Source organism: Psychrobacillus sp. FSL K6-2843, assembly GCF_038626375.1.
Classification (GTDB): domain Bacteria; phylum Bacillota; class Bacilli; order Bacillales_A; family Planococcaceae; genus Psychrobacillus; species Psychrobacillus faecigallinarum.
In genome coordinates, this window is the sequence record NZ_CP152021.1 from 1504360 (window position 1) to 1516378 (window position 12019).

At 36.6% G+C, this 12019-nt stretch carries 9 protein-coding genes; all 9 read left to right on the forward strand.

What is annotated here, in order from left to right:
* The first annotated feature begins 151 nt into the window (after positions 1-151).
* The 9 genes from MKY94_RS07340 (at position 152) to MKY94_RS07380 (ending at position 11923) form a co-directional block, all read left to right on the forward strand.
* Positions 152-2389, forward strand: a complete 2238-nt coding sequence (locus MKY94_RS07340; RefSeq protein ID WP_342578661.1) for a DNA translocase FtsK — start codon at positions 152-154, stop codon at positions 2387-2389.
* Positions 2390-2883: 494 nt separating this feature from the next.
* A complete protein-coding gene (locus MKY94_RS07345) occupies positions 2884-3612 on the forward strand; it encodes a GntR family transcriptional regulator (RefSeq protein WP_144538105.1) in 729 nt (242 codons plus the stop codon).
* A gap of 42 nt (positions 3613-3654) precedes the next feature.
* The gene (locus tag MKY94_RS07350) at positions 3655-4731 is read left to right on the forward strand and encodes a BMP family protein (RefSeq protein ID WP_144538106.1); all 1077 of its coding nucleotides are present in this window, start codon (positions 3655-3657) and stop codon (positions 4729-4731) included.
* A gap of 132 nt (positions 4732-4863) precedes the next feature.
* On the forward strand, positions 4864-6411 hold the full coding sequence (locus tag MKY94_RS07355; RefSeq protein ID WP_342578326.1) for an ABC transporter ATP-binding protein: 1548 nt from the start codon (positions 4864-4866) through the stop codon (positions 6409-6411).
* Entirely contained in the window at positions 6401-7447 is a 1047-nt protein-coding gene (locus MKY94_RS07360) for an ABC transporter permease (RefSeq protein ID WP_154311093.1), read from the forward strand. Before MKY94_RS07355 ends, MKY94_RS07360 begins: the two co-directional genes overlap by 11 nt.
* Positions 7448-8407: an ABC transporter permease gene (locus tag MKY94_RS07365; RefSeq protein ID WP_144538109.1), complete on the forward strand. Its 960-nt coding sequence runs from the start codon at positions 7448-7450 to the stop codon at positions 8405-8407.
* 217 nt (positions 8408-8624) lie between these two features.
* A complete protein-coding gene (locus MKY94_RS07370) occupies positions 8625-9902 on the forward strand; it encodes a pitrilysin family protein (protein ID WP_144538110.1) in 1278 nt (425 codons plus the stop codon).
* On the forward strand, positions 9895-11199 hold the full coding sequence (locus tag MKY94_RS07375) for a pitrilysin family protein (protein WP_144538111.1): 1305 nt from the start codon (positions 9895-9897) through the stop codon (positions 11197-11199). The genes MKY94_RS07370 and MKY94_RS07375 overlap by 8 nt, the downstream gene beginning before the upstream one ends.
* A complete protein-coding gene (locus tag MKY94_RS07380; protein WP_144538112.1) occupies positions 11192-11923 on the forward strand; it encodes an SDR family oxidoreductase in 732 nt (243 codons plus the stop codon). Before MKY94_RS07375 ends, MKY94_RS07380 begins: the two co-directional genes overlap by 8 nt.
* The last annotated feature ends 96 nt before the right edge of the window (positions 11924-12019 follow it).

Genomic DNA, 12019 nt, shown 5'->3' on the forward strand with positions numbered 1-12019 from the left:
TCTTTTTTATCTTCTGAAGCTGTTATATTTTACCTGTTAAGTGCATGCTATTGGAAAAGATTATTTTTAAACAAAGTAGGTGACATTCGTGGCAAAGAAGAAAACTAAAAAGAAAGTCAAAAAAAACAAGAAAAAATCACTTCATCCATTAATGTTTGAAATTATAGGACTTCTCATATTGGGAATCGCTGTAATTTCTTTCTTTGAATATGGCCTAGTTGGCGAAGTTTTCGCGTATATAGGCTATTTCTTATTTGGTAACTGGCATATTGCAATACCGTTTATGTTCGTTATTTATGCTTTTATAATTATGATAAAACAAACGTTTCCACCATGGAATCATCGTTTGCTGTTAAGCGGTGCATTTATTTTGAGCAGTTTATTAATATTTAGCCATTTAGCACTCTTTGAGCAATTGTTTGAAGGAAAGGCATTAATGTCAAACTCTGTATTAAGGGAAAGTTATAGAGTATTAGTTGAAAGTGGAGGAATTTCAAACAGAAGTAGCTCACTTGGCGGAGGTATGATTGGTGCTATATTGTTTGCATCATTTCATGTGTTGTTTGACTCTGCAGGTGCTAAAGTTATTAGCTGGCTCTTACTTTTAATTGGTATCGTTTTATTAACTGGAAAAGCATTAGTTCCCTACTTAGTAGAGATATCACCTAAGATGGCAGAAAGCTTTAAGAAAAGAGCGAAAAAGGAAAAGCAAAAACCAGCAACAGAGACTAAAAGAGTTTCTCGCAGATCTCGTAAGGGTGCAGTAGAGGAAGAGGCTGAGCAAGCTGTTACTATACATGACATGAATCCTGGGCAACAGGAAGAGCCAGAAGTAGCATCCGCTCCTATTATCTCTGCATTCACTGAAAGAATTACGAGAAGAGAAGATCCTGCTGAACAAACAGAACCAACTGAACCTATAGAGATTAACATGGATGCTGATGAACTTGAAAATGAAGATTATCAGCTGCCTAGCATTAATCTGTTGGATTCTCCAGAGCATAATGACCAAAGTGGAGAGTTAAATGCTATACAAGCAAATGCTAAAAAATTGGAGCAAACTTTCTTAAGCTTTGGTGTAAAAGCTAAGGTTATGCAGGTCCACCTAGGTCCAGCGGTTACTAAATATGAAGTTCTACCTGACGTAGGTGTCAAAGTTAGTAGAATTGTGAGCCTTCATGATGATTTAGCACTGGCGTTAGCAGCTAGAGATATTCGAATTGAAGCACCAATTCCTGGAAAATCTGCTGTAGGGATAGAAGTACCTAACAAAGAGGTGGCAATAGTCAGCCTGCGAGAGGTATTGGAAGCAAAAGAGAACAATAAGCCGAGCCAAAAGCTATTGATAGGTTTTGGCCGAGATGTAACAGGACAGGCGGTATTAGCCGAGTTAAACAAAATGCCCCATCTACTTGTGGCAGGTTCTACTGGAAGCGGGAAGAGTGTATGTATTAATGGGATTATTACAAGTATCATGATGCGAGCAAAACCGCATGAAGTGAAAATGATGATGATTGACCCTAAAATGGTTGAGCTAAATGTCTATAATGGCATTCCACATTTATTGGCACCTGTAGTAACCGATCCGCGAAAAGCATCACAGGCACTAAAGAAAATCGTTTCTGAGATGGAAAGAAGATATGACCTGTTCTCTCATACAGGAACTCGTAATATCCAAGGCTATAATGATCATATTGAAAAATGGAATGAGGAAAATGAAGAGAAGCATCCAAAGCTCCCGTTTATTGTAGTAATTGTAGATGAGCTGGCTGACTTGATGATGGTAGCTTCAAGTGATGTAGAAGATTCTATTACACGAATTGCACAAATGGCTCGTGCGGCAGGAATCCATTTAATAATAGCAACACAAAGACCAAGTGTTGACGTTATTACAGGTATTATCAAAGCTAATATACCTTCAAGAATTGCATTTGCAGTATCTTCATCCGTAGATTCTCGAACTATTCTAGATATGGGTGGCGCAGAAAAACTGCTTGGTAGAGGGGATATGTTATTTCTGCCAGCAGGAAGCTCTAAGCCGGTTCGAGTACAGGGAGCTTACTTATCAGATGCCGAGGTGGAAAGAATTGTCGACTTTGTAATTGAACAACAAAAGGCCAATTACCAAGAAGAAATGATTCCAGATGAAGTGGAAGAATCACAAGAGCAGCTGGATCGTGATGATTTATACGATGATGCTGCGCAGTTGGTTATGGAAATGCAAACGGCATCTGTTTCCTTAATACAAAGACGTTTCCGTGTAGGTTATTCTAGAGCAGCTCGAATAATTGATCAGCTTGAGCTGGGTGGAATCGTAGGGCCTTATGAAGGAAGTAAGCCAAGACAAGTGTTAATATCGAAACAAGAGTATGACCAAGATACTCTGTGAGAAATTAATGCGTATAGAAGACTTATTTTAATGCTCGATTTTTATAATACGAAGCAAATTTTATTAAAAAACTAAAGAAAGATAATCGAGAGGCATTTTCTCGGTTATCTTTTTTATTTATGTTTTATATATAAGCACTATAGAAAAAATATGAAATTACTGAATCTATATTTCGATAAAAGTATACCTGAGATATTACTAACATCCAATTGAATTATAATTCTCTATCCAAAAAAACTTTTTTAGACTAAAATAAAGTAAAGAATACAAATATCGAAGAATTCAGTGTTTATAAGCTTTTTGGCAATTAGTATCACACATTAATCCATATATTATGACAAAATGATTACATTTATATAATATTAGTATAAATTCTTTTCTAATATTCGAAAATAAAGTATTTATTTAAAGGATTAAAAATGTTATAGTATGTACTGATTAGTAGGAAAGTTTTACATCAGAGGTCTGATCTCTTCATAATGGTGGTGTTTTAAATGACAATAAAAATGGATCAAAGGCATTTGTACCTACAAGTGATCGATCGTCTTAAACAAGACATTGAAAAGGGGATATTCAAAGAAAAGGAGAAATTACCTTCTGAATTTGAATTAGCCAAGCTCCTTGGGGTTAGTCGAGCGACTTTACGTGAAGCTCTACGTGTGCTGGAGGAAGAAAATATTATTGTAAGAAGACATGGCGTAGGAACCTTTGTTAACTCAAAGCCAGTTTTTACATCGGGGATTGAACAGCTCTCCAGTGTTTCGACGATGATTCGAAACGCAGGCATGGAGCCTGGTACTATTTACCTTAGTTCTATGGAATCAGCTGCTTCGGAGGATGATAGCAAACGTTTCCAATGTGTGGAGGATGCAACTATCGTCACGATGGAACGTGTCCGAACTGCAGACGATGAGCCAGTAGTGTATTGTGTCGATAAAGTTCCACAAGATTATTTGCCGACGGATTTTCTAATTAGAAAAGAAGGATCCATTTTTACTGCTTTGGAGGAAACAGGGGACATTCGTATTTCGCACGCAGTCGCTTACATTGATCCAGTGGGATATCATGAAGTAGCTACGCCGACTTTAAATTGTGAACCAGAGACTTCATTGCTAGTTTTAAAACAACTTCATTATGATGAGAATGATCGTGTAGTTTTATATTCGAAAAATTATTTTCGAGCTGATAAATTTAGCTTTCATGTAGTTCGGAAAAGGGTGTAGAAATAGTTCCTGCTAAGAAGAAAAATAATGGGGGTTTTCAAGTTGACAAAACGTAAATTTGGTTTAGGCTTATCACTTGTATTAGCTGCTGGTACTATTCTTGGAGCTTGTGGTTCTAAAGATGAAGAGAAGACTGACGAAGGTTCAAACACTGGCAGTGGAACAGAAGAAAAAGTAGATTTCTCTTTAGCAATGGTTACTGACGTTGGTGGAGTAGATGACAAATCATTTAACCAACTAGCTTGGGAAGGTATTGAAGCATTTGGTAAAGAGCATGGCCTTAAAAAAGGTGATGGCGGTTATGATTATCTTCAATCTCAATCTGATGCAGATTACATCAATAACATTACTAACCTAGTTCGTCGTGATTTTGACGTAGTTTATGGTATCGGTTTCTTGATGGAAAAGCCAATTGGAACTATTGCTAGTCAACAACCAGATGCTCAATTAGCGATTATTGACTCTATAGTTGATGCTCCAAACGTAGCTTCTGTAATGTTTAAAGAACAAGAAGGATCGTTCCTTGCAGGAGTTGCTGCAGCATTAATGTCTGAATCAAAACAAATTGGTTTTGTTGGTGGAATGGAGATTCCTGTTATTGAACGCTTCGAAGCAGGATTCCTTGAAGGTGTTAAAGCAGTTGATCCATCTATTAAAGTAGACGTTCAATATACTGGTAAGTTTGATGATGCAGCTCTTGGTAAAACAACAGCTAATCGTATGTACTCTTCAGGCGTAGATATTATTTTCCACGCAGCTGGTGGTACTGGTAATGGTGTATTTGCTGAAGCAAAAGAACGTAAAACTAAAGATGCTAATGCTAACGTATGGGTAATCGGAGTTGACTCTGACCAATACGAAGAGGGTGCAGTTGGAGATACTAACGTAACACTTACTTCTATGCAAAAACGTGTAGATGTTGCAGTACAAAACATTGCAAAAGAAGCAATGGATGGTAAATTCCCTGGTGGAAAAACAGTTACTTACGGTTTAGCTGAAGAAGGCGTTCAACTTGCTGATTCTCGCGGAGCTATTCCGGATGATGTTTTAGCAAAAATTGATGAGTATTCTAAAAAGATTGCTGCTGGTGAAATCGTAGTTCCTGAAACTGTAGAATAATTTGACTTAACATCATAAAGACCGACTTGCTCGGTCTTTATGATATTTTAAATTAGTAGAAGAAAGATTTTAAATATTTAAAGTCTTTCCTGTATTAATTTAGTACTAGTATTCAAGTAGGGAGTGAATTCATTGGATTATGTAATAGAGATGCTAGGCATTCGGAAAGAGTTTGGATCGTTTGTAGCAAATGATAATATAACCCTTCAATTGAAGAAGGGAGAAATACATGCTCTTTTAGGTGAAAATGGAGCAGGAAAATCCACTCTAATGAATGTTTTATTTGGTCTATATCAGCCTGAAGGCGGAGAGATAAAAGTTAGAGGTAATTCTGTAAAAATTACCGATCCAAATGTTGCTAATGATCTTGGAATTGGCATGGTTCATCAGCATTTCATGTTAGTAGAAAATTTTACAGTTACTGAAAATATTATTTTAGGTAACGAGCCGACAAGTGGCGGAGTAGTTAATATTAAAGATGCTGCACGTAAAATTGAACAGCTATCAGAAACTTATGGATTAAACGTAGATCCATATGCAAAGATTGAAGATATTTCAGTTGGAATGCAGCAAAGGGTGGAAATTTTGAAAACGCTTTATCGTGGAGCGGAGATCCTTATTTTTGACGAGCCAACTGCTTCACTAACTCCACAAGAGATTAATGAGCTTATACAAATTATGAAGCGCCTTATTAAAGAAGGTAAATCTATTATTCTAATAACTCACAAACTAAAGGAAATTATGGATGTTTCTGATAGAGTGACAGTTATTCGTAAAGGTAAAGGGATTGGGACTGTAATAACAGCAGAAACAAATCCAAATGAATTGGCATCTCTAATGGTCGGTCGTCAGGTCGAATTTAAAACAGTTAAGGGAGAAGCTACTCCTAAGGAAGAAGCGTTAATTATTAATGAGTTAGTGGTAACTGATTACCGTGGGATTGAAAAGGTAAAAGGATTAAACTTAACTGTTCGTAAGGGTGAAATTCTAGGACTTGCAGGAATTGATGGGAACGGTCAAAGTGAGTTTATTGAAGCCATTACTGGTCTTCGTAAATCTAAAAGCGGATCTATCTTTGTAAATGGACAAGATGTCACAAACAAAAAGCCTCGTAAAGTAACTGAGGCGGGAGTAGGACACATACCACAGGATAGACATAAGCATGGTTTAGTTTTAGATTTTCCAATCGGTCATAATATTGCACTACAAACCTATTATTTAGAGCCTATTTCTAAAAGAGGAATCATTAATTATAAAAAAGTTTCTAATTTAGCTCAAAAAATTATTAAAGAATATGATGTTCGTACACAAGGAGAGCACACATTAGCTCGATCCTTATCTGGAGGTAATCAACAGAAGGCTATTATTGGTCGTGAGGTTGTCCGTGATCCTGAGCTTTTAATTGCAGCACTTCCTACTCGTGGTCTTGACGTAGGAGCCATTGAATTTATTCATCAGCGTTTAATAGAGCAAAGAGATAAAGGAAAAGCAGTTTTACTTCTTTCGTTTGAATTAGATGAGGTAATGAATGTATCTGACCGTATTGCCGTTATTTATGATGGGCAAATTGTCGATACACTTTCTCCTAAAGAAACTACTGAGCAAGAGCTTGGTCTATTAATGGCTGGACAAACTAGAAACAAAGACAACAAACAGGGGGATGTAGAGCATGTCGAATAGAGTAGTAAATATACTTGTCCCTGTTATTTCTGTAATACTAGGGTTAATCGTCGGCGCGATTGTCATGCTAGTAAGTGGATATGATCCTATACTAGGATATTCAGCGTTATGGGAAGGTATATTTGGTGACGCTTATAGAATTGGTGAAACAGTACGCCAAATTACACCTTACCTATTATCAGGGCTTGCGGTAGCATTTGCATTCCGAACAGGTTTGTTTAATATCGGTGTAGAAGGTCAATTACTAGTAGGGTGGTTTGCAGCTACTTATGTTGGAATTGCATTTGACCTACCGATGTATATTCATCTTCCTTTAGCCGTTCTTGCAGCAGCAGTTGCAGGTGGGTTATGGGCTTTCCTTCCGGGGTTATTAAAAGCAAAGCTACAAGTTCATGAAGTAATTGTAACGATTATGATGAACTATATTGCACTCCATACAACTAATGCACTTATTAAAATTGTTGCGGATGGCGGAGACAGTACCGAAGCGATTAAACCAACAGCTTCACTTACATCCGCTTTCTTCCAAAGCATTACTGATTACTCTCGTTTACACTACGGAATTTTCATTGCGCTAGCAATGGTTTTAGTTATGTGGTTTATTTTAGAAAAAACAACTACTGGTTATGAACTGAAATCAGTAGGTTTCAACAAACATGCTTCAGAGTATGCTGGGATGAATGTTTCTAAGAATATTATTCTATCAATGGTTATCTCAGGTGCTTTTGCTGGTCTAGCTGGGGCTATGGAGGCATTGGGTACATTTGGTTACGCAAGCTCAAAGGGTGCCTTTACTGGTATCGGATTTGATGGAATCGCCGTAGCTTTACTTGGGGCGAATACACCTCTAGGAGTAATTTTTGGTGCTACATTATTTGGCTCGCTTAAATATGGAGCAACCAATATGCCGAACGCAGCGGGAGTACCAATAGAAATCGTATCAATCGTTATTGCGATTATTATTTTCTTCGTTGCATGTGGATATGTCATTCGCTATTTCCTTGAAAAGATTAGTAAGAAAAAGGAGGCGAACTAAATGAGCTTTTTAGACGTATTATATTTCATTATTCCATCAGCAATTTTCTATGCAGCCCCTTTGGTTTTCACAGCTATTGGAGGAGTTTTCTCTGAAAGATCAGGTGTGATTAACATCGGACTTGAAGGTATGATGGTTATGGGTGCCTTTATCGGGATTATTTTTAACTTAACGTTTGTAGATACTTTTGGTTCTATGACTCCGTGGGTTGCTGTAATTGCAGCAATGCTTGTTTCTGGTCTATTTGCATTACTTCATGCGGTGGCTTCTATTTCATTTAGAGCTGACCAAACGATTTCAGGGGTAGCAATTAACATGCTAGGTATTGCGATTGCCTTGTTTTCTGTAAAAATGATTTATGACAAAGGACAAACAGATTATATTGAAGAACGCTTTATCCGTTTTGATATCCCTGGTTTAAGTGAAATACCTATAATCGGTCCAATGTTATTTAAGGATGTTTACTCTACTTCTATATTAGCTGTTGCAGTAGCAATTCTTGCTTGGTTTGTTATTTATAAAACTCCATTTGGACTCCGTCTTCGTGCTGTAGGTGAACATCCGATGGCTGCAGATACAATGGGAGTTAATGTTAAGAAAATGCGTTATATTGCGGTAGTACTATCTGGTATGTTAGCAGGTATTGGTGGAGCTGTTTATTCTCAATCAATTTCTGGGGAATTCAGTCATACAACAATTAACGGTCAAGGATTCATGGCACTAGCAGCTATGATTTTTGGTAAATGGCATCCGCTTGGTGCACTAGGAGCAGCATTATTCTTCGGGTTTGCACAAGCATTAAGTATTGTAGGAGGTCAAATTCCTTACATTGATCAAATTCCAAGCTTTTATTTACACATTTTACCGTATGTATTAACTATTCTTGCTGTAGCTGGATTCATAGGAAAAGCTAATGCACCTAAAGCAAGTGGAATTCCATACATTAAAGGGAATAGATAAAAATATATTAATTGAGTTATTTTCATATAATAATGACTTTTGAAATTGATTCAACTAGTAAGTTTTTAGGCATTAAATGGGACAACTAATAAAATAATCTTATTTATGTAAAAGGGACCAATCATTTGGTCCCTTTTGTTTGTATTGATATAATTAGAAGATGTATAGTGAAAAGGTATATGAGCAACACTAGAAAGAAAAAGGGGGAATTATTTTCATGTTTCAACATTTTGAATTAGCCAAAGGTGTTCAGCTTTATATAAGACCTACTGAGCAATTTAAGACCATTAATATTTCTTTTAAATGGAAAAAACCATTAACTGTAGAAACAGCAGCTATTCGTGCTGTCTTAGCAAATGTGCTGCAGTATAGTAATGCAGAATATCCTACCTACGCTTCTTTTAGAAAGCGATTAGATGAATTGTTTGGAGCTATTTTATATTTTGATACATCTAAAAAAGGTTTAAACCATATTTTTTCTTTAAATGCTGAAACGGTAAACGACGCATATTTGTCTAATGAAACTGTAGTTGATGAGGTACTTTCATTACTGCAGACAGTTCTTTTTAAACCGAACTTGGACAACGGGAAATTCGTAGAGTCAGTAGTAAAAAGAGAGAAAGAGCAAGTTATAGAGCGTATCCAGTCAATGTATGATGACAAAACCCGCTTTGCACAACAAAGATTACTTGAGAATATTTTACCCAACCATCCTGCCTCAATTAGTGCAAATGGTAATGTGGAAACAGTAAAACAAGTGACTAATGAGCAGCTAGTTGAAATGCATCAAACTTTGCTTACTAAAGAACCACTGTCAATTTATATTGTCGGAGATGTAAATGTAGAAGAAATGAAAGCTAAAATTGGAGAGTATTTCCCATTTGAAGGCCGTTCTGCAGACATCCCTAAAGAAACCGAAAGTGCTGTTTCAACTATCAACACAGATTTTGTCCATGAAAAACAAGACATGAAGCAGGGGAAATTACATATTTCTTATCGTACTCCAGTCACGTTTTACTCTAAAGAGTTTCCAATCATGCAAATTACTAATGGTATTTTGGGAGGCTTTGCACATTCAAAAATATTTATGAATGTGCGTGAAAAGGAAAGTATGGCATATTATGCTTCTAGTAGCTTTTCTTCTCTTTATGGCCGTATTTTTGTTCTTGCAGGGATTGATCCTACAGTAGAGGAAAAAGCAGTAGCATTGATAGACGAACAGTTAAAAGAGATGCAAAATGGAGAAATAACAGATTTAGAAATCAATCAAACAAAATCAATGCTTAAAAACCAACTAAAAGAATCCCTTGACTCTGCTAGGGCACAAATAGAAATCTATGATCAATATAAAGAACTTGATGAATCCTTCACAGTGGAGAACTGGACAGCTAAGTGGGAAAAAGTAACGAAGGAGCAAATTCAAGAGATGGCAACAAACATCCAAAAAGAATTTGTCTATTTCTTATCTGGTAAGGACGGTGCAGACAATGAATGAAACTCACTTTGAACAATTAGAAGAAACGCTCTACCATGAAGAACTTTCCAATGGATTAAATGTTTATATTTTGCCAAAGAAAGGCTTCTCTAAAACTTATGTAACCTTTACAACAAAATACGGTTCAATTGACCGAGAATTTATCCCACTTGGAAAAAAAGATCCTGTCATAGTGCCTGACGGAATAGCCCACTTTTTAGAACATAAAATGTTTGAAAAAGAAGAAGGGGATGTTTTTCAAAAATTTAGTGAAAACGGGGCTTCTGCTAATGCATTTACTTCCTTTACTAGAACCTCCTATCTGTTTTCTTCTACTGACAATATTTTAGAAAACACAAAAACTCTTCTTGATTTTGTACAGGAGCCATATTTTACTGAGCAAACGGTGGAAAAGGAAAAGGGTATAATCGGCCAAGAGATTACAATGTACGATGATCAGCCGGACTGGCGTTTATACTTTGGAACGATTGAAAATATGTATAAGGAGCATCCGGTGAAAATTGACATCGCAGGAACAATCGAGTCAATTAGCCATATTACAGCGGAACATTTATACGAGTGCTACAATACTTTCTATCACCCATCTAATATGGTGCTGTTCGTAGTGGGAGCAGTAGATCCTAAAGAGATGATGGAGTTTGTAAAAGATAATCAAGCGAAGAAGGATTTTAAAGCTCCTGAGGAAATTGTTCGTTTTTATCCAGAGGAGCAAACGCAGGTGGATAAAAAAGAGCGTACACTTAAAATGGATGTCCAAAAATCCAAGCTTCTATACGGTGTCAAATCGAGTAATGTTAATATTACTGGGGAAGAGATGCTAAACTATGAGTTGGCAATGCAAGTTGCTGTTGAACTTATATTCGGTAGAACCTCTGCCTTTTTCCAAGATGTATATGAAAAAGGACTAATAGATGAATCCTACAGCGCAGACTTCTCGATGGAAGAAGGGTATGGTTTTGCGATGATTGGTTCAGATACTGCTAACGTAGATGAACTTAGTCAGAGTATAAAGGAAACTATTAACAAGTTCGCAACAAATTGGACATTTGAAGAGAAAGACTTAAAACAAATTACAAGAAAAAAAATCGGGCATTTCTTGAGAGCCCTCAATTCTATTGAATATATTGCAAACCAATTTACACGCTATAAATTTAATGATATGAATTTATTCGACGTAGTTCCTGCTTTAGAAAATCTGAAAATGGAGCAGGTTAAAACAGCTTTTGAAGCATTTAAGGACGAAAATACACATACCGTATTTAAAATTATTCCTTCGAAAGAAACAAATAATGGATAAAAGATTTGCTTTAGTAGTAGGAGCATCTGGAGAGATAGGGATTGCAGTCAGTCATAGTCTGGCTGAGTCGGGATGGTCCTTATACCTTCATTTTGCTAGCAATAAAGAAAAAATGGATGAACTTTTAGCTACTTTGAATCTTGCTTATCCTGAACAGGAATTTATATCCATTCAAGCTGACCTCTCAGACTCTAATGCAATAGAAATAATGGCAAATTCTATATTCACATTGCAATCTGTAGTATTTGCCCAAGGGCATAGCTTGTATAAAGGACTGGAGGAAACTGCTCTAAATGAGATTCAGAAGCTTTTCCAAGTTCATATTGAGCATCCAATGTTTTTAGTTGGGAAGTTATCTCCGAAGCTACGTAAACATGAGCATAGCTCAATCATCTTTGTCGGCTCTATTTGGGGGGAGACAGGTGCTTCCTATGAAGTTGCCTATTCTGCTGCCAAGGGTGCTCAGCATGCTTTCGTTAAGGCTTATGCGAAAGAGGTTGCCATGCAGAAAACAACGGTGAATGTGGTCGCTCCAGGTTTCATTGATACGAAAATGAATGCTCATCTAGACGAAGAATCACGAAATCTTATATTAGAAGAAATTCCTTCAGGTGTATTCGGTAACCCACAGGACGTAGCGAATGTCATCGCCTTTTTGGCTAGTGAAAAAGCATATTATATTACCGGCCAAATTATCCGAGTAAATGGTGGATGGTATATTTAAGTAAAAGAAAAGAGAGAATTACCTCTCTTTTCTTTTTTCCTTTTATTCAGGTATAAAATCATATATGATAGAACTATTAATGAAGTGAAAACGTCA